Here is an 18881-nt window from a genome sequence, read left to right as displayed (position 1 = left end):
GGCACTTGGGTCGCATTAGTCACATGTTTCACGATAGGCTGGAACGAGCACGTGCGTGAAGTCCTGTGGGAGGGGAAGCCTACAGCGCGTAACGAGCTGAAGGGTTAGATAATTATGGCAAATGAAGAAAAAGGAACCTTTCTGACGATCGCGGAGGTCGCCGAAATCATGCGCGTCTCCAAGATGACTGTCTACCGTTTGGTTCACGCAGGCGAAATGCCGGCCGTGCGCGTCGGACGCTCTTTCCGCGTTCACGAGTCTGCCGTTAACGAGTACCTCGAGGCATCCGTTTACGGAGCGTAGGTGCTCGCGCCTTTAAGGCAGCGCCCACTTCTGTTGGCCACTCTTGGTCAGCGGTGGTGGGCGCTGTCTCGTTTCCCGTGTGTCGTCCGATTACCGCACATCACCCTTGTGCAGCGCGCTTCACCCTTTTGCGGCGCGCAGCGATATGCTGCGCGCCGTTTCCGCGGGTCGCCGCCGGGGCCACTTTTGGAGACGCGCTGGGGACTAGGTAAGATGGGATGCATTCGTGTCGGCACGCCGTGATGGCCCGCATATGTGCGGCCAAGGTGGCAAAGAGTGCACCTTTGTCGTTTCAGGCGCCGGCAGGTTCACAGTACGTACTAAAAGAAAGTGAGGACGCCTGTTATGGGTTCTGTCATCAAGAAGCGCCGCAAGCGCATGTCCAAGAAGAAGCACCGCAAGATGCTGCGCCGCACCCGCGTGCAGCGTCGTAAGTTGGGTAAGTAAACCCAACAGCCCACGAATCCTCCGCACCGTGCCTTAGCGCGGCGGCGGAGGATTTCTGGTTTTAGTGCCGAAGCTGCTTCTACGCTGAGAGTGCTTCGCCGCGTACGCTGCTACTTCCGGAAATAGCGCCAGCCGCCATAGGAAAAGGCCGCAGTGACAAGCGCTGGAAGGCCGTAGGTGCGGATGGCGCGGCGGATGGAACGGTAATCGCGGACGATCCAACCGCGCTCTTCTGCGATATTGCGCAGCTTGCGGTCTGGGTTGATGGCCACGGGGGTGCCCACCATGGTGAGCATGGGCATGTCATTGGCGGAGTCGGAGTAGGCGGTGCACCGGTCCAAATCGAGGCCCTCGATGGTAGCGAGGGCGGCTACGGCGTGCTTCTTACCTGGGCCGTGGAGGATATCGCCCACCAAGCGGCCGGTGAACTTGCCGTCTTCTACCTCCGCGACGGTGCCGAGGGCACCGGTAAAGCCAAAGCGGCGCGCCAAGACCTGGGCGAGCTGGACTGGGGTAGCGGTCACCAGCCACACTTGCTGGCCGGCAGCCAGGTGCATTTCAGCGAGCTGCGTGGTGCCGGGGTACGCGCGGCGGGCGAGTGAGGCTTCGACGATTTCCTCGCACAGGTCAATGAGCTCGTCCACGCTGCGGCCTTTGACAAACTCCAAGGCCTGCGCGCGGCCCTCGGCAACGTCTTTTGCATTCTCCGTGCCAGAAAGGCGGAATTTAAGCTGCTTCCAGGCAACCGGGAGTATCTCAGAAATGCGGATATAGCGCCGGCGGGCGAGCCCAAAGCCGAATTCCACCAAGGAGGAACCCTGAACGAGGGTATTGTCCACGTCGAAAAAAGCGGCGGCGCCGACATCGACGGGGACGTCCGGATCCTGGGCCGTGATGCGTTGGGAGCCTGCGGCGTCATAGGAACCGGAGACGGAGGCTATGCCGGAGGCGAAGTCCTCGAGCTCGAGCCCGAATTCCTCTAAAGCGGCGGCAGCGGCCGCCTCACCTGCGGCGCGCTGTTCTTCCTCGCCCAAGGGGGCCAGCGCCTGGTTTTCTAAGAAGTTGCGCAGATTGCCGCGCGAGGCCGTCCAATTGGCCAAAAAGTCGCGGGGAGATTCGGGGAATCCGGGGGGAGGTAAAGCGGACACGAGTGGAATAAACAGCTTTCGCAAACGCGGGGTGGACTAACATGTCCATAGTAAACGTTTCCCCCGTCTGCGTCCTTATGAGGAGAATCCCGCCCCTATGTCCCAGCATCTAGTCGAGCTCATGGTGCGCCCCACCTGCGGTTCCTGTAAACGGGTAAAAGAGCAGATTACCCCCGTTATCCAGGAGGCCGGTGCCCAGCTGGAAGTGCGCAACGTGGAAGATAGCCGCGAGCTTGAGATGGAATTCGGTGACCGCGTTCCCGTTGTAGTGATAGACGGAGAAGAATTCGCCTGCTGGGAAGTCGATAACGAAGAGTTGGCTGCGGAGCTGCGCTGACGATTCGGGTTCCGCGCCCACGCGGGGTAGTCTTTGGAACCATTGCGGTCAATCAAAAGGTTGAGGAGTGTGGAGCATGAGCGTGCTCGTTGTGGGAATGTCCCACCAATCGGCACCCGTGGCGTTGCTGGAAAAATTGAGTATGGACGATGTGGTGCAGCATTCCGCTTGCGGGCGGTTGGTTGACACCGAGTCCCTTACTGAGGCGATGATCATTTCCACGTGTAACCGCCTCGAGGTCTATACGGTGACCAATTCCTTCCACACCGGCGTGCAGGACGTCATCCGGGTGCTGCAGGAAGTCTCCCACGTCGATGAGGAAGAGCTGCGCAATTACCTTTACGTGCGCTATGCCGATGCCGCCGCGGAACACCTCATGTCCGTTACCTCCGGCCTGGATTCGATGGTGGTGGGCGAGCAACAGATCATCGGTCAGGTGCGTTCTGCCTACCAGTCCGCCTCCGAGCAGGGCACGGTTGGCCCGCGCATCCACGCCTTGGCGCAGTCCGCGCTGCGTGCCGGCAAGCGCGTGCACTCGGAAACGGAGATCGATAAGGCCGGCGTCTCGATGGTGACTTTCGCCTTTGACCAGGCGCTGCAGCGCCTGAATACGGAGGATCTGCAGGGCAAGTCCGCGCTCGTACTCGGCGCCGGGGCGATGGCCTCGCTTGCGGCCACCCACGCCGGCCGGCTGGGCATCGGCGAGCTGGTGATTGCCAACCGCACCCGCGAGCGCGCCGAGCGCCTCGCCGGCCACGCTGAGGAGGCCGGCGTGCGCACCCGAGTGGTGGACTTTCAGGACCGCGCCACCGCGCTTGCCGATGTCGACCTTGCCATCTCCGCCACCGGCGCCGAGGGCTTTACCATTACCGCGGCCGACATACCACCTGCGCACCCGCTGATGCTCATTGACCTCTCCCTTCCACGCGATATCGATGACGAGGCAACGAAAATTGATGACGTGGACTTGGTGAATATCGAGCGCCTCAGCAAGTCCCTGTCTGCGGCCGCCACCGATGTCGCGGCTGGCACGGACCCGCACGAGCAGGCCCGCGCCATCGTGGATGAGGAGCTCGCCGCCTATACCTCCGCCCAGCGCGTGCGCGATGTGGCACCGGCTGTCAGCGCCCTGCACCGCCGCGCGGCGGACCTCGTGGAGTGCGAGGCGGCTCGCCTGCAGCAAAAGCACCCAGAGCTAGAGGGCAAGCAGCTTGCCGATGTCCAAGGCGCCCTCAAGCGCGTCGCCGACAAGCTGCTGCATGAACCGACGGTGCGGGCGAAGAAGCTGGCGGCATCGGATAGCAGTTTTAGCAGCGAAAATGCCCTGCAGGAACTCTTTGGCCTGCAGCTGGAAGGCTCCGGCGTTGCCGTGGCCGTCAATGAATTGCCCACGCTGAATAAGGAGGCGTAAATGTTCCAGATTGGTACCCGTGGCTCCAAGCTCGCCACCACCCAGGCAGGACACGTCCGCGATTGGCTTATCGATGCCGGATTCGATTCCGAACTCCACATCGTCACCACCGCCGGCGATACGAATATGGCCCCGGTCGAGCGCATCGGCGTGGGCGTATTCACCCAGGCGCTGCGCGAGGCGCTGTACCGCGGCGAATGCGATATCGCCGTGCACTCTTTCAAGGACCTGCCCACGGCCGAGGATGATCGCTTCCGCTTGGTCATCCCGCAGCGCCAGGACAGCCGCGAGGTGCTGGTCGCCCGCGATGGGATGACCCTGATGCAGCTGCCAGAGGGTGCGCGGGTGGGAACCTCGGCGCCGCGCCGCATCTCCCAGCTGACCGCCCTGCGCCCGGACCTGGAGATCCGCCCGCTGCGCGGCAATATCGATACCCGCATGTCCAAGGTGACCGACGGCGAGCTTGATGCCGTGGTGCTGGCCTATGCCGGCTTGCTGCGCGGCGGCTACGAGGATCGGGCGAGCGATATCTTCGATCCAGAATTATTCATGCCCGCCCCAGCCCAGGGTGCACTGGCCATCGAGGCCGCCGCCGGCACCGAGGCGGCCGCGGCACTGGACGCCATTGTTGATGATCAAGCCACCTCCGCCGCCCTTGCCGAGCGCGCCGTTCTCGCCCGCCTCGAGGCGGGCTGCACCGCGCCCGTGGCCGCTACGTCCCGCTGGAACGGCGATCAACTCACGGTGCGCGGCGGCGTCTTTGCGCTGGATGGTTCCCGCCAATTGACCGCCACCGCCTCCGGCGCTGCGACGGACGCAGCGGAAGCGGCGGAGTTGGGCACGCGGGTCTCTGATGAGCTTTTCGCCCAAGGCGCGGCCGACCTGCTAGGTCAGTAATTTCTACTTTAAGCGCTAATAATTTAAGGTGTAGATACCATAGATCATTTTTTGCAATGATACCCGGCCCCCTTTAAGGGCATCCCAGGACGTCGCGCCTGGGATTTTGGCCGTTATGACCTTGATACCCACCGACGGCGCGGGGAGAAACACTGCAGGCGATCATGTCCGTGTGCGGTGCCGCGGGCCCAGATCTAGAAAAGAACTTTATGAGCAATGCTGTGTCAGACACCCAGTTGGGCAAGATCGTCTTCGTGGGCGCTGGTCCGGGAAACCCAGACCTGCTGACCGTCCGCGCCCGCGAAGTTCTGGCCAATAACGCTATCGCCGTGGCCGATCCGCAGGTCATGCAGGGCGTGCGCGATGCCGTCGCCACCGCGCTGCCCGTCCCGCAAGAGCTGCTGGACGCCGCGGAAGAGGAATACGCGCAGATGTGCGCAGATGCCAAGGCCAAGGGCGCGCGCCGCAAGCCGCCCCGCCCGCCGGCACCGACCGCCGCGGTGCTCTATACACCGGGCGAGGACATCGTAAGCCAGCTGCGCGAGTGCCTTGCGGAGGCCGATGGCGAGGACGTCATCCGCCTCGTGACCGGCAACCCGCTCAACCGCGAATCCATCAAGACCGAGATCAACGCCGTGGCCTCCGCCGGCCTGGAATTCCAGGTCGTGCCGGGCATGTCCCTGCCCTCAACTGTGCCGTCCTTTGCCGGGCTGGCGCTCGGATCGACGTACACCGAAGCCGATGTCACCGATGGCGCCGACTGGGACGCGCTCGCCAATGCCACCCAGCCCATCGTCTTGCAGGCCACCAAGGAAGATTTGGCGGAGATTTCCACCGAGCTGCAGCAGCGCGGCATGCCGGCAGAAACCGAGGCTTTCGTGACCGTCCACGGCACCACGCGCCTGCAGCGCACGTACGAGACGACGCTGGGGACCATCGCCAAGCTGGACGCGGATTTGTCCGGCCCGTTGGTGGTCACGCTCGGCCGCAGCATCGATGACCGCACCAAGTACTCGTGGTGGGAAAACCGCCCGCTCTACGGCTGGCGCGTGCTGGTGCCGCGCACCAAGGAACAGGCCGGGCCCATGTCCGCGCGCCTGGCCGGCTACGGCGCCATCCCGCAGAACGTGCCGACGATTTCCATCGAGCCGCCGCGCAACCCGGCGCAGATGGACCGCGCCATCAAGGGCATCGTCGAGGGCCGCTACAAGTGGATCGTCTTTACCTCCGTCAACGCCGTGACCGCCGTGTGGGATAAGATTTCCCAGCTCGGCCTGGACGCGCGCGATTTTGCCGGCGTGCATCTTGCCGCCGTGGGCACCAAGACCGCCGATGCCATCCGCGCCAAGGGCATGGTGCCGGAGCTTTTGCCGCACAAGAAGAAGCAAAACGCCGAGGGGCTGCTCGATGTCTTTCCCAATTACGTCGAGGACATCGACGCCGTGAGCCGCGTGCTCCTACCGCGCACCGATATCGCCGCCGATACGCTTGTCGATGGCCTCCAAGCCCTCCAGTGGGACGTCGACGACGTCGTGGCCTACCGCACCGTGCGCGCCGCCCCGCCCTCGGCAGAAATCCGCGACATGATCAAGACTGGTGGCTTCGACGCCGTGGCCTTTACCTCCGGTTCCACCGTGCGCAACCTGGTGGGCATCGCCGGCAAGCCGCACCAGCGGACGATCATCGCGTGCATCGGGCCATCGGCAAGCGCAGCAGCAGAAGAGCTGGGCCTGCGCGTCGATGTCGTGCCAGATGTTGCGGACGTGCCCGCGCTTGTCGATGCCCTCGCCAGCCACGTCGCCGCCCTCCGCGCCGCCGGTAACCTGCCCGCGCCCCGCAAGAAGCGTCGCGCGCGCAAGAAGACTACTAAGGTCGAGAAGGCGTAAGTTTTTAGTCTCGCTCTAAGGAGTACCCAATGAGCTCATTTCCTGCCCGCCGCCCCCGCCGCCTGCGCTCCACGCCGCAGATGCGCAACCTCGTCGCCGAAACCACGCTGCGCCCATCGGACTTAATTCTGCCGATGTTTATCGCAGACGGCCTCGATGAGCCGAATGAGATTTCCTCCATGCCCGGCGTGTACCAGCACACGTTTGACTCGCTGCGCCGCGCGACCGAGGAAGCCCTCGAGGCCGGCGTTACCTGCGTGGACCTGTTCGGCGTTCCGCTGGAAAAGGACAAGGACGCCACCGGCTCCGTGGCCTGGAATCCCGACGGCATTTTGAACCGCGGGATTGCCGCCCTGCGCGAGGAATTTGGCGATGACCTCATCATCATGGCCGATACCTGCCTTGACGAGTTCACCTCGCACGGGCACTGCGGCGTCCTCGATGACCAGGGCCGCGTGCTTAACGATGAATCCGTCCAGCTCTACCAAAAGATGGCCCGCTCCCAGGCCGAAGTCGGCGCGCAAATCATTTCGCCGTCTGGCATGATGGACGGCCAGGTTGGCGCCATCCGCGCTGACCTCGATGAGGCCGGGCGCGACGACGTCTCCATCATGGCCTACTCCGCGAAGTACGCCTCCGCCTTTTTCGGCCCCTTCCGCGAGGCCGTCGGCTCCTCCCTAGAGGGCGACCGCCGCACCTACCAGCAGGACCCCCGCAACTTCCGCGAATCCCTCCTGGAGGCCGAGCTCGATATCGAGGAGGGCGCCGACTTCGTCATGGTCAAGCCGGGCTTGCCGTATTTGGATGTCTTGTCCGCAATCGCGGAGACTTCCTCGGTACCCGTCGCCGTGTACCAAGTCTCTGGCGAGTACGCGATGATCAAGGCCGGTGCCGCCAACGGCTGGGTCGATGGCGAGGCCATCATGCTCGAGTCGCTCACCGCCTTCAAGCGTGCCGGTGCCGATCAGATCCTGACGTACTTCGCCACCGAAGCCGCACGCCTGCTCAAGTAAAGGATTCTTGTGACACAGCCTTCTTCTCGTCCGTCGCCGCAGCCCGCTTCGCCGGAGCCGGGCGATCCGGGGCCGCAGCCTGGGCCGCCGCAGCCCGGTGACCCGCGTGACCAGCGCGGCAAGGGCTCGCAGGGCGGCGCCAAGCGCCCCGAGACTGTGGTCTACATGCTGTGGCTCTGGTTGGGCGTCGTCGCCGGCGAGACCGTCCACCAGATCCTCAACGTGGTGCTGACCCTGCTCAACCACGATGTGCTCATGGCGCAGGCCAAGCAGATGGTCGAAAGCACCTCGGGTGGCGAAGACGGCGAGGAAGTATCGGATTCCTTTATCGAAATGGCCGCCTATGGATCGGTGGCTCTGTCGGCCGCCATTGCCGTCGGCGTGTTGGTGCTGCTGCTCTTTTTGCTGAAGTCGCTGGCGGGGCCATCAAAACGCGCGGGCACCTCGCGCCGCATCTGGTTTGCCTTTTCCATTTACTTCGGTTTCCGCATCCTGCTGACCTTCATGGTCACGCCCGCGGGCGCTGACGTCCCCGACTGGCTCTTTGCCGCCGACGGCATGGTGCAAATCTTGGTCGGCGTCGCCGCCGTATTGGGGCTCATATTCTCCGTTAAGCCCGACACCCTCGACTACACCGGCGAGCTGGAGCAGATGCGCGAGCTGGAGAAGGAACTCGAGCAGGCGCGACGGGATAAGGAGCGCGAGAAACGCGAAAAGCAGGAGGCCAAGGAGAAGGGCGGCAGGGACAAGTCCTCCCAGCAATCGCTTGGCGATGACCACAAGGACAACCGATGACCAGCATGTTCCCCGGTCACGGCCGGCGCGATGATGACCAGAACGGCGGTTCTGCGGACAAGAATCATCGCCCAGGGCCTCGCGATTATAACCGCCCCGTGCAGAACACCACCCAGAATCAAGACCTGTCCGTGTGGCCGCGCCCGCTCCAGTGGGCGTACTGGGTACTCGTTGTTGCCGCCGTCATCATGCTGGTCAGCGGCATGGTCGGCATCTTCGGCGGAGGCGGCGAGCAGATGGAGCCTTCGGATTCGCGCATCGCCGAGTATGTGCGGTCGAACCGCCTTTTCGTCTCGGTATTTAATATCATCGGCGCGATCATTCTGGCGCTCTTTTCTGCCCAACTCGCCAACGGATCGAAGTGGGCGCGCCGCATTATCTCCCTCGTCATTGCGATTGCCCTTTTCTTCAACATTGCAGCCTTGGCGCTTGGTATCGGCGGGCTCGGCCTGCTGCTTATCGCCGTGACGCTGCTTATCGCGGTGGTTCTGCTCTTCCAACCCCAGTCCAACCGGTTCATTGCCCACCGCAGCCTCCACGGGCGGGGCTGACGGGCGCTGATCGTACGATTGACGCGCGAGGGCAAAGGCGCGGCAAATTAGCCCCTGCTCCAACTTTTGATTCATAATGAAGAGTATGTCTCGACTTAACCGCGCCCCCATTATTGATGCCGCGCTCGGCCGCACCCCCTCCCGTCCGCCAGTGTGGTTGATGCGTCAAGCTGGTCGCTCCCTGCCGGAGTACCGCGCCGCCCGCGAGGGCATCGGCATGCTGGACTCTTGCTTCATGCCGGAACTCCTGGCAGAAATCACCCTGCAACCGGTGCGCCGCCACGACGTGGACGCTGCCATTCTCTTTTCCGATATCGTGGTCCCACTCAAGGCCGCCGGCGTCAACGTTGACATCGTGCCCGGCCGCGGGCCGGTGATGGAGAAGGCGGTGAGGGAGAAGGGGGACATCGGCAAGCTGCCTATTCTGGAAGCTGACGTGCCTGAAGTCGCCCAAGGCATTGCGGGCATCCTCGACGAGCTGACCGAAACCCAAGCGCTTATCGGCTTCGTCGGTGCGCCATTTACCCTGGCCAGCTACCTCATCGAGGGCGGGCCGTCCAAGAACCACGAGCGCACCAAGGCGCTCATGCACGCCGAGCCCGAGACGTGGCATATGCTCATGCGCCGGCTCGTGCCCACCATCATTAACTTCCTGCGGGTGCAGGTCGATGCCGGCATCGACGCCATGCAGCTTTTCGATTCCTGGGCCGGCTACCTCAACGAGCGCGACTACCGCGAGTTCGTGCTGCCGTATTCGCAGGAAATCCTCGCCAGCGTCGATATTCCGCGTATCCACTTCGGCGTGGGCACCGGCGAGCTGCTACAGGCGATGTCCGAAGCCGGCTCCGAGGTCATGGGCGTGGACTACCGCGTTGCCATGGACGACGCCGCCCAGCGCGTGAACTCGCGCGTGCTGCAGGGCAACCTCGACCCGGCGCTGCTTTTTGCCGGCGACGATGCCGTGCGCCAGGCCGTGCGCACCATCCGCGGCGAGGTCGAGCGCGCCCAGCAGCGCGGCGATATCGACACCCATATCTGGAACCTTGGGCACGGGGTGCTGCCCACCACCGACGCGGAGGCCATTACCCGCGCCGTATCCATCATTCACGAGGAGGGCTAAATGCGTATTGCCATCATCGGTGCCGGTCTCGCCGGCCTTACCGCCGCCTACGAACTGCGCGATCACGACGTCGAGGTTTTCGAGGCCGCCGGGCGCATCGGCGGCAAGCTGTATTCCGTGCCGTTTAATGACGGCCCCACCGACATGGGCGCCGAGGCCTTCCTCGCTCGGCGGCGCGATGCCGTGGAGTTCTTCCACTCCCTCGGCCTTGCCGGCAGTTTAGTTGACCCGTCAGGTTTGCGCTCGCTGGTCTACAGCGGGGAGCTCAAAGCCCTGCCGCAGGGCGGGGTGATGGGCATTCCGTCGCATTCCGAGCCGGTTGCGCACCTGGTTTCGGAGGAGACGGCGCGGCGCATCGATAACGAGCAGCCCTTCGAGTGGACCGTGGGCGGCGACGTTTCGGTCGGTGAGTTGGTGCGTCAACAATACGGCGGCGACCTAGTGGACCGCGTGGTTTCCGCGCTGCTGGGCGGAGTGTACTCATGCACCGCCGATGACCTGGGCCTGCGCGCCACCATCCCCACGCTTGCCGATGCCCTCGATGCCCTCGCCGCCTTCGGCCCCGTCACCCTTTCTGCGGCCGTGCGCTCCCTCGAGGAAGCCCGTGCGGATAACCCCAGCGGTTCCGGGCCCGTTTTCCAAACCTTCCGCGGCGGCTACGCCGAGGTTTACGAGACCCTGGCGGAAAAATCCGATGCGAAGATTTTCGTTGACACGTTCATTTCTGGCATCACGCGCGATGGCGATAAGTTCCGCCTGACCGGCGCGCCGGGCGATACCGAGCCCTTCGACCGCGTGCTGGTAGCTACCCCGGCACCGACTGCCGCGCGGCTGCTGCCCAAGGTGGCTCCGGACGCGGCGACGCGGTTGAAGGGGGTGAAGCTGGCGGCATCGGCAGTCGTGGGCCTCAAATTCGAGTCTGACACCGATCCCTCCGGCACCGCGCTGCCGCAAAACTCCGGCATCCTCGTCGCCACCGACCAAGATGACGTGCACGCAAAGGCGTTTACGATGTCATCGCGCAAATGGCCCCACCTGGCAGAGCGCGGCGGGGCGCTGGTGCGTGCCTCGTTCGGCCGGTTCGGCGATGACGCCATCGTCCGCGCCGAGGAAGACGACCTCGTGGACTACGCCCTCGATGACCTGCAGCACCTGACCGGCTTCGACGGCCGCGCGGCTGGCGTTGCCGAAATCTTCACCCAGCGCTGGTTCGGCGGCCTGCCGCGCTTTGATGCCACCCACCTCGACACCGTGGCAGCCGTGCGCGATGCCTTGTCCCAGTCCCCAGGTGTCGACGTCACGGGGGCTTGGGCCGGCGGCGTGGGCGTTCCTGCGGTCATCGCGGATGCGCGCGCTGCTGCCGCCCGCATCGCTGGCAGCTAGCTCGCGTGGTTGGCACCCGCATTTAGCATCAGAACCTGGTCTCGGCTGCAACTAGCGCCGGCTGCAACTGGCGTCGGTTGTAGCTAACGCAGTCGGTGGCTGGCGCTACCGGTGATTAAGAATCGCCGGCGGTCCCGTACTTGAACCGTGTCGCGGTCCGGAGCTGGAGCGCGACGGTTTTGGGCATGCCTAAACAGGCAGCAGGGTTACTGCTGCCTGAACAGGCGTTTGCGGCCGATTCCGCGCGTGCGGAAACCTGACATGCGCGCAGATAATTGGCATGTGTGAGGGCCTGTCCCTCGGCCGGGAATGGTGGCGGGACCTGGGCGCGAGGTTCCAGTGCTGGGAACCGGTGCTAGAAACCAGCGCTATGGGGCAGTGCCGGAAGTCCGTGCTGGGGCCTATGCTAGGTGCGAGCACTAGGTTTCGGCGCTCGGGTCGGGCACGGCTTCGGGCACGGTGTCGGCCCAGGGTGGTTGCCACACCACCCGCCCGCGCCTGCGGGCGAGGCGACCGCGGCGCGGCGGTGCATTCGGGTCGTCGTCGTTGACGCCGTTGTGGTACGGGCAGCAGGCTGCAAGGTTGGCCATATTGGTATCGCCGCCGCGCTGCCAGGCTTCCAGGTGGTGGATTTGGCACTTATCCGCGGGATAGTTGCACCGCGGCCACGGGCAGACGGGATTTTCGGCGGCGGCCATGAGCCGCTGTTTCTCGTTGGCCATGCGCTCGGTGCGGTAGAGGTTTACCGCGCCCTCGAAGGGATGCACGAGGGTGATAAGGCCGCGCTCGGAAAGGGTGCGCGCGACCAATTCGGCGCCGGTGAGCCGCGCGCCGTTGGTGAGTTGGATGGTGATTTCTTCGCCGTCGCCATCGATGATGCGGTCGAGCTCGTCGAGCGTGATGATCGCATTGGTCGTCACCGTGGGGTGCGGGGCGGCGGAGCCGGAGAAAAGCCCCGCGACGGAGTCTAAGGGTGCATTTTCGTCCAGGTTGGACTCCAAGTCAGCGATGAGGGCGGAGGGCCCGGTAATCGCGAGCGTCCACGGCGCATCCTTGCGGCGTCGAATGCGCACGCCGGGGCGCGGCGGGGTGGGCGGATTAATCTCGCGCAGCTTCTTGCGCGCGAGCTTTTCCATCTCATCGGTATCCGCGGCGGTGCGGCAGAGCTCCACCCGCAGCTGCCATGCCTGGCGCTTGGTCTTGGCGCGAGTGGCGTAGCGCTCGATGACCTCGAGCGTTGGCAGCGCGTGGGCGCGTTCGCGAGCGGCGGCCACGGCGCGGCGTTGTTGCCGGGAAAAGGAGGTGGGGGAGAAGAAGGCATCGGCAAGCGTGAGCAGCGTGCGCGCCGTACGATTCGGCGCACCGGCCGCGCGCAGCTCGCGGGCGGACATGCCTGTGCACCCGGCGACGATGTCGATGCCGGGCGCCAGGGCCGCGAGGTATGCCTGAAGTGCTGTCATGCCCCGCAGCTTAAGGTGATAGCGCAACTAAAGCGCGGCGCGCGAGCGCAGCCTGTGGATAACTCGCCCGAAAAGCGCTAAAAGGCCGCGGTTCGTTGACGCGACATGTGAATAACTAGCCCTTATTGCGGAAAACGAAGATGGATGAGAAGTCCTGGTTCCCGTGGCCCATGTCCTGCATCTCGGCGAAGCGCTCGATGGCAGCGGATACGGCGGGCAGGGGCTTATCGGAGGTGCTCTCCATGAGCTTGGCGTCCTTGGCCAGGGCGTCGACGGTGAAATCGCCGGGGTCGGTATTGCGTTCGCCGGTGATGAATGGGCCTTTCATATTCGACATGCACGACAGGCCGGTGATGTCGAGCATCTGCAGGATGACCTCGGAATCGAGCCCCTCGGATTCGCCGAGCTGCAGGGCCTCGAGCAGGCCTTCGGCGGTCACGGCGAGGGCGAGGTTGGCCAGCAGCTTGCCGATGGCCGCCGTCGCCGCCGTTTCCACCCCAATCAGCTTCTCTTCGCCGGCCCAGGCCTCGGCAAGGCCGAGGGCGACCTCGCGGCGGTCATCGTCGGGCGTGCCGACATAAACGCCCAGGTTGCCCTCGCGCGCCGGCCCCAGCGAGCCCACGACGGGGGAGTGGACGTAGGAGTCGACGGCGGCGGCGAACTCGCGGGCATCGTCAGGCGAGACCGTCGTGGTGTCGATCCAGGTAATGCCCTCGGGGATAAGCTGCGGCTCGATGATCACCTCGCGGATCTGGTCGGGGCCGAAGAGGGAGGTGATGATGACCTCGGCGCCCTCGATGGCCGCGGCAGGGGTATCGGCGCGCGCCGCGCCCTCGTCCACGAGCGGTTGCGCGCGCTCAGCGGTGCGGTTCCACACCGTCAGCTCGTGCTCAGATAGTAGGTGGCGGGCAAGCTCGGTGCCCATGCGTCCGGTTCCTAAAAATGCGATCTTCATACCTCCCCAGTGTGCCATCTCAGCGGGAACGCCGTTTCTATGACGTATCACGGAAACGCGGGAAAGCTTAGTGGGTTGCTGTGAATTCCACCGACATGCACAGTCAAACTTTTGTATGGCGCGCGAGTCGCTAGAATGACAGACATGCCTAATACTTCCCAGTCGCAACAGTGGTTCGAGCGTTCCTCCAAAGTGATCCCGGGCGGGGTGAACTCGCCGGTGCGCGCTTTCGGCTCCGTGGGCGGCCAGGCCCGCGTGATTGAGCGGGGCGAGGGATCGCGCCTGTGGGATGTCGACGGCAATGAGTACGTCGACCTCGTGAGCTCCTACGGCCCGATGATCCACGGCAATGCGCACCCGGAAATCGTCGAGGCCGTGCAGCAGGCTGCCACCGGCGGGCTGAGCTTCGGCACGCCGACGGAGGGTGAGGCGCTGCTGGCGGAGGAAATCGTCAAGCGCACTGCGGCCGATAAGGTGCGCATGGTTAACTCCGGCACGGAGGCGACCATGTCGGCGGTGCGTTTGGCCCGCGGTTACACCGGCCGCGCGAAGGTGCTGAAGTTTGAGGGTTGCTACCACGGGCACGTGGATGCGCTGTTGGCATCGGCAGGCTCGGGCGTGGCGACGTTCGGCCTGCCGGATTCGCCGGGCGTGACGGGTGCGACGGCGAAGGACACCATCGTCGTTCCTTATAACGATCTGGATGCGGTGCGCGAGGCCTTCGCGGAGAACGAGGGGCAGATTGCCTGCATCATTGCGGAGGCCTCTGCCGGCAATATGGGCACCGTGGCTCCGAATGAGGGTTTCAACGCGGCGCTGAAGGAAATCGCGCATGCCGATGGCGCCCTGCTCATCCTCGACGAGGTTATGACCGGCTTCCGCACCTCCTATAAGGGCTGGTACGGCGTCGATGGCGTGGCGGCGGACCTGGTGACCTTTGGCAAGGTGGTTTCCGGTGGCCTGCCGGCTGCGGCCTTTGGCGGTCGCGCCGAGGTCATGGACTACCTGGCGCCGGATGGTCCGGTCTACCAGGCGGGCACCTTGTCCGGTAACCCGGTGGCGATGGCCTCGGGCCTGAAGTCGCTGCAGCTTGCCGATGAATCCCTCTACCCCCGCCTGCAAGAAAAGGCCGACCAGCTCGGCGCGATGATTTCTTCCGCGCTGGAGGCCGAGGGCGTGGCGCACCACATTCAGCGCGCGGCATCCATGTTCTCCATTCGCTTCGCAGAGGGCGAGGGCCGCAACTTCGCGGATATGCAGGCCGCGGAGAACTTCCGCTTTGCCCCGTTCTTCCACGCGCTGCTTGAAAACGGCATCTACGTGGCACCGAGCGCGTTCGAGACCTGGTTCGTCTCTGATGCTCTTGGCGATGCCGACTTCGAGCGCATCGATGCCGCCCTCAAGCCTGCCGCGAAGGCCGCGGCCGCAGCGCGTCCCGCACAATAAGGCCTGCGTAACTAGGCCTGCTCAATAAGGAGAGACATGACACGCACCATCGTTCACCTCGTGCGCCATGGCGAGGTACACAACCCGGGCAAGATCCTGTACGGGCGCATCCCGGGCTATCACCTATCCTCGCGCGGGCGTTCCATGGCCGCGCGGACGGCGGAAAGCTTCCGCGATCATGATGTGACCTATTTGGCGGCCTCGCCGCTGCAGCGCGCGCAGGAAACGGCGCGGCCGATTGCGCAGGTGACGGGGCTAAATGTGGACGTCGATAAGACGCTCATCGAGTCCGGTAACCAATTCGAGGGCCTGCGCACCAAGGGTTTGCGCTCGGCGCTGTGGAACCCGCGGCACTGGCCGAAGATGGTCAACCCGCTGGAGCCGTCGTGGGGTGAGGCGTATGAGGGCATCGCCGAGCGCATGCTCGGTGCGGTCGACCGCGCGCATACCGCGGCGGAGGGGCATGAAGCCGTGCTGGTGAGTCACCAGCTGCCCATCGTGATGGTGCAGCGCACGGTGCTGGGCCAGCGCCTGCCGCATGCGCCGTGGAACCGCGAGTGCGCGTTGGCCTCGGTAACCTCGCTGCTTTTTGAGGATAACCAGGTCACCGATATCTTCTACTCCTCGCCGGCGCAGGAGATTTAATGGCACGTACACGCACCCGTGCGGCAACGCGCGTTGTGGCAGCCGCGCTTTCTATAACCGCCCTGACCTTGACCGCCTGCACGCAGGACGCCGAGAACGCGCAGAACGCGGTGGCCACCGGCGGCGAATTCGAATTCATCTCCCCGGGCGGGGAGCGGGAAATCCACTACGAGGAAGCCGATAGGAAACCGCTGCGCAGTTTCAGCGGCGCCGATGTCCGCGATACGAATAAGACCATTTCCTTGGATGACTACGAGGGTGAAGTCGTGGTCTTGAATTCCTGGGGCCAGTGGTGCGCGCCGTGCCGCGCTGAGGCCGATGACCTGCAGGCAGTGCACGCAGAGCTGCAAAAACGCGACCTGGGTACCGTCTTAGGCATCAACGTGCGCGACTATAACCCGCAGGTATCCAATGACTTCTTGGACGATAACGGGCTGGAGTACCCCTCCATCTATGACCCGCCGTTTAAGACGGCCGCGGCGCTCGGCGGCGTGCCTACGTCCGTGGTGCCGACCACGATCGTCTTGGATAAACAACACCGTCCGGCTACCGTTTTCTTGCGGTCCATCACTACCGATGACGTGATGGATGTTGTGGATAAGTTAGAAAAGGAATAAATGGATTACGCAGCAAATATCGGCGGCCAGTTTGCCGAAGCTGCCACCTCCGGCCCGTTGATCCTCGGCATCCTCGCCGCGGCTCTGGCGGGTCTCGTCAGCTTTGCCAGCCCCTGCGTCATCCCGCTGGTGCCCGGCTATATCTCGTACCTCGCCAGCGTGGTTGGCGGTGAGGTGAGCTATGACGAGAAGCTGGGGGTGGGCGTCGGCAAGCGCAGGCAATGGGCCGTCGTGCTGGCGGCAGCGCTGTTCATCTTGGGCTTTACCGTGGTCTTTGTGCTGGCGACGGTCTCGGTCTTTGGCGCGATTTCCGCGCTCACGCTCAACGCCGATACGCTGATGCGCGTGGGCGGCGGCGTCACCATCTTGATGGGCGTGGTTTTCCTGGGCGCGATTCCGGCGCTGCAGAAAGACACGCGCTTGGCGCCAAAGCGCTGGACCACGTGGCTGGGCGCGCCACTTTTGGGCGGCGTGTTCGCGCTGGGCTGGACGCCGTGCCTGGGACCCACGCTGGCGGCGATTGTGTCCATTTCCGCCGGTACCGAAGGCGTGACCGCCGCCCGCGGCGCCCTGCTCATCGTGGGCTATTGCCTGGGCCTTGGCCTGCCGTTCCTGCTGGTGGCGCTGGGATCCGCCCGGGCGATGCGCACCATCTCGTGGGCCCGCAAGCACTCGCGCACCATTCAGATTATTGGCGGCGTGGCGATGATCCTCGTGGGCGTTGCCCTGATTACCGGCCTGTGGGGCGAGTTTATTTCCTATATCCAGAAATGGACCGTGGACTACGGCGCAACCCTCATTTAGGAGAAACGTGAAATATATCCGCAAAGCCTGGCGCTGGCTTACCAGCATGCGCACCGCGCTGGCCCTGCTTTTCCTGCTGGCGCTCGCCGCCATCCCCGGCTCCCTCTTGCCGCAGCGCGATCTGAACGAGCAGAACGTGCAGGAGTTCATCGAATCCAATGGCACCGTGGCGGAAATCTACGATAAGCTGCAGCTTTTTGATGTCTTTTCCTCCATCTGGTTCCAAGCCATCTTCCTGCTGTTGGCGGTCTCGCTCATTGGCTGCATCATTCCGCGCTCGATCGATCACTACAAGGCGTGGCGCACACAGCCCACGCGCGCGCCGAAGTACCTGCACCGCCTGCCGCTAAGCGCCGAGGGGCATTCGGATAAGAGCGAGGAAGAACTCAGCGCGGAGATCCACAAGCGCCTGAAAAAGTGGCGCGTGGCAGAATACACCCCGAATGAGGACCGCGCCGGGGTGCACGCCTTTTCCGCTGAGCGCGGCTACGGCCGCGAGCTGGCCAACCTCATTTTCCACGTCGCCCTGGTGGCGATCTTGGTCACCGTGGCCGCCGGCCGCCTGGTCAACTACGAGGGCCAGGTCATCGTGGTTACGGAATCCGGCTCGCAGGGCGGCAATACCTCGCTGGAGCAGTCCACGGAGTTCTGTAATACCTCCACCTCGAACTTTGACTCCTTCCGGGCAGGGCCGCTTTTCGATGGCACCGGGCTCCACCCCTTCTGCATGACCGCGCACGACTTCACCGCGAAGTACCTGCCCAATGGCCAGGCGGAGATGTTTACCTCCAATGTCTCTTATGCGGAAGGCGACGATATTTATAAGGATCCTTCCGAATGGAAGGACTACGAGCTCAAGGTCAACCACCCGCTGCGCCTGGCACAAAACCGCGTCTACCTGCAGGGCCACGGCTATGCGCCGACGGTGACCGTGGAGTGGCCGGATGGTGAAAAGCGCACGCAGACCATTCAATTCCAGCCCACTGACACGACCTTCTTCCTGTCTTCGGGCGTGCTGCGCTTTGACCCGCCGGCGGGCATGTACCCGGATCTTTTCGAGCGCCGCCAAAACCAGCTGGCCATCCAGGGCCTCTTCGCCCCAACGGCCGAGTGGAGCGGTGAGAACGGCAAGCTTTTGCAGTCCTCTCACCCGGGCCTGAATGATCCGGCGCTGGCGGTCGATATTTACCGCGGCGATGCTGGCCTCGATACCGGTACGCCGCAGTCGCTCTTTTCGCTGGATTCAAGCCTCGTACACTCCGGGCAGCTGCAGAAGATCGACCGCGTGAACCTGAGCCAAGGCGATGACGTCACGCTTGACGATGGCACCAAGATCACCTTCAACGGCGCCAACGAGTTTGCCAATTATCAGGTCTCCTATGACCCATTCCAGAAGTGGGTGCTGGCATCCGCGCTAATCATGTTGGTATCCCTGGTGGCCTCGTTGATGATTAAGCGCCGCCGCGTCTATATTCGCCTGCGGCCGGATTCCGCCGGCGGCACCACCATTGAGATGGGTGGTCTCGCCCGCACCGACCGCGCCGGCTGGTCCGAGGAATTCCATGAGCTGCACCGCGCGCTCTTGGAGCTTCCGGATCCAGATGAGGTGGAAGAAGACAAACTCTATACTGATGAGTAATCCAACTATAGTTGGATCCCGCTG

19 protein-coding genes are annotated in these 18881 nt (G+C 64.0%); 16 read left to right on the top strand and 3 right to left on the bottom strand.

The window, feature by feature from the left end; all coding sequences use genetic code 11:
• Nucleotides 1–114: 114 nt before the first annotated feature.
• Together MHX65_RS03990 and MHX65_RS03985 are read left to right on the top strand one after the other, a co-directional pair.
• Nucleotides 115–303 carry a helix-turn-helix domain-containing protein gene (locus MHX65_RS03990; protein WP_005276651.1) on the top strand — a complete coding sequence of 63 codons (189 nt, stop codon included), beginning with the start codon at nucleotides 115–117 and terminating at the stop codon, nucleotides 301–303.
• A 345-nt stretch (nucleotides 304–648) separates the two neighbouring features.
• The gene (locus MHX65_RS03985) at nucleotides 649–750 is read left to right on the top strand and encodes a 30S ribosomal protein bS22 (RefSeq protein WP_003855542.1); all 102 of its coding nucleotides are present in this window, start codon (nucleotides 649–651) and stop codon (nucleotides 748–750) included.
• Between the two features lie 110 nt (nucleotides 751–860).
• Here the strand turns inward: MHX65_RS03985 and MHX65_RS03980 are convergent, their stop codons facing one another.
• Nucleotides 861–1898 carry an HAD family hydrolase gene (locus MHX65_RS03980; protein WP_239268842.1) on the bottom strand — a complete coding sequence of 346 codons (1038 nt, stop codon included), beginning with the start codon at nucleotides 1896–1898 and terminating at the stop codon, nucleotides 861–863.
• A 97-nt stretch (nucleotides 1899–1995) separates the two neighbouring features.
• On the opposite strand from MHX65_RS03980, the gene MHX65_RS03975 reads away from it, so the two are divergent.
• From MHX65_RS03975 to MHX65_RS03935, 9 genes are all read left to right on the top strand, one after another.
• Nucleotides 1996–2235 carry a glutaredoxin family protein gene (locus tag MHX65_RS03975; protein WP_239268840.1) on the top strand — a complete coding sequence of 80 codons (240 nt, stop codon included), beginning with the start codon at nucleotides 1996–1998 and terminating at the stop codon, nucleotides 2233–2235.
• Between the two features lie 76 nt (nucleotides 2236–2311).
• Nucleotides 2312–3646 carry a glutamyl-tRNA reductase gene (locus tag MHX65_RS03970; protein WP_239268838.1) on the top strand — a complete coding sequence of 445 codons (1335 nt, stop codon included), beginning with the start codon at nucleotides 2312–2314 and terminating at the stop codon, nucleotides 3644–3646.
• Complete coding sequence (gene hemC, locus MHX65_RS03965; RefSeq protein WP_239268836.1) at nucleotides 3647–4543, top strand: hydroxymethylbilane synthase; 897 nt, start codon at nucleotides 3647–3649, stop codon at nucleotides 4541–4543.
• A gap of 209 nt (nucleotides 4544–4752) precedes the next feature.
• Nucleotides 4753–6429: a uroporphyrinogen-III synthase gene (locus tag MHX65_RS03960; RefSeq protein ID WP_239268834.1), complete on the top strand. Its 1677-nt coding sequence runs from the start codon at nucleotides 4753–4755 to the stop codon at nucleotides 6427–6429.
• Between the two features lie 29 nt (nucleotides 6430–6458).
• A complete protein-coding gene (hemB, locus tag MHX65_RS03955; RefSeq protein ID WP_239268832.1) occupies nucleotides 6459–7442 on the top strand; it encodes a porphobilinogen synthase in 984 nt (327 codons plus the stop codon).
• A 9-nt stretch (nucleotides 7443–7451) separates the two neighbouring features.
• Nucleotides 7452–8237: a hypothetical protein gene (locus MHX65_RS03950; protein WP_239268830.1), complete on the top strand. Its 786-nt coding sequence runs from the start codon at nucleotides 7452–7454 to the stop codon at nucleotides 8235–8237.
• Entirely contained in the window at nucleotides 8234–8788 is a 555-nt protein-coding gene (locus MHX65_RS03945; RefSeq protein WP_239268828.1) for a tellurium resistance protein TerC, read from the top strand. Before MHX65_RS03950 ends, MHX65_RS03945 begins: the two co-directional genes overlap by 4 nt.
• Nucleotides 8789–8873: 85 nt before the next feature.
• Nucleotides 8874–9908: a uroporphyrinogen decarboxylase gene (hemE, locus tag MHX65_RS03940; RefSeq protein ID WP_239268826.1), complete on the top strand. Its 1035-nt coding sequence runs from the start codon at nucleotides 8874–8876 to the stop codon at nucleotides 9906–9908.
• Entirely contained in the window at nucleotides 9909–11291 is a 1383-nt protein-coding gene (locus MHX65_RS03935; protein ID WP_239268824.1) for a protoporphyrinogen oxidase, read from the top strand. It abuts the gene before it with no gap.
• A gap of 419 nt (nucleotides 11292–11710) precedes the next feature.
• Here the strand turns inward: MHX65_RS03935 and MHX65_RS03930 are convergent, their stop codons facing one another.
• Nucleotides 11711–12751, bottom strand: a complete 1041-nt coding sequence (locus tag MHX65_RS03930; RefSeq protein WP_239268822.1) for an HNH endonuclease signature motif containing protein — start codon at nucleotides 12749–12751, stop codon at nucleotides 11711–11713.
• 115 nt (nucleotides 12752–12866) lie between these two features.
• Nucleotides 12867–13706 carry an NAD(P)-dependent oxidoreductase gene (locus tag MHX65_RS03925; RefSeq protein ID WP_239268820.1) on the bottom strand — a complete coding sequence of 280 codons (840 nt, stop codon included), beginning with the start codon at nucleotides 13704–13706 and terminating at the stop codon, nucleotides 12867–12869.
• A 135-nt stretch (nucleotides 13707–13841) separates the two neighbouring features.
• On the opposite strand from MHX65_RS03925, the gene hemL reads away from it, so the two are divergent.
• Genes hemL through MHX65_RS03900 form a run of 5 tightly spaced genes read left to right on the top strand, consistent with a single transcriptional unit; the run spans nucleotide 13842 to nucleotide 18857 of the window.
• A complete protein-coding gene (gene hemL, locus MHX65_RS03920) occupies nucleotides 13842–15152 on the top strand; it encodes a glutamate-1-semialdehyde 2,1-aminomutase (RefSeq protein ID WP_239268818.1) in 1311 nt (436 codons plus the stop codon).
• 36 nt (nucleotides 15153–15188) lie between these two features.
• Nucleotides 15189–15797 (top strand): histidine phosphatase family protein, encoded by a 609-nt coding sequence (locus tag MHX65_RS03915; RefSeq protein ID WP_239268816.1) that lies wholly within the window; start codon nucleotides 15189–15191, stop codon nucleotides 15795–15797.
• A complete protein-coding gene (locus MHX65_RS03910; protein ID WP_239268812.1) occupies nucleotides 15797–16414 on the top strand; it encodes a TlpA disulfide reductase family protein in 618 nt (205 codons plus the stop codon). The genes MHX65_RS03915 and MHX65_RS03910 overlap by 1 nt, the downstream gene beginning before the upstream one ends.
• Entirely contained in the window at nucleotides 16415–17218 is an 804-nt protein-coding gene (locus tag MHX65_RS03905; RefSeq protein WP_239268810.1) for a cytochrome c biogenesis CcdA family protein, read from the top strand. It abuts the gene before it with no gap.
• Nucleotides 17219–17225: 7 nt separating this feature from the next.
• Nucleotides 17226–18857, top strand: a complete 1632-nt coding sequence (locus MHX65_RS03900) for a cytochrome c biogenesis protein ResB (protein WP_239268808.1) — start codon at nucleotides 17226–17228, stop codon at nucleotides 18855–18857.
• The last annotated feature ends 24 nt before the right edge of the window (nucleotides 18858–18881 follow it).

The sequence above is a fragment of the Corynebacterium sp. ACRPS genome, from assembly GCF_022346005.1.
Taxonomy (GTDB): domain Bacteria; phylum Actinomycetota; class Actinomycetes; order Mycobacteriales; family Mycobacteriaceae; genus Corynebacterium.
Note: the sequence above shows the minus strand (reverse complement) of the source record. Positions and strands in the feature narration are given on the sequence as shown.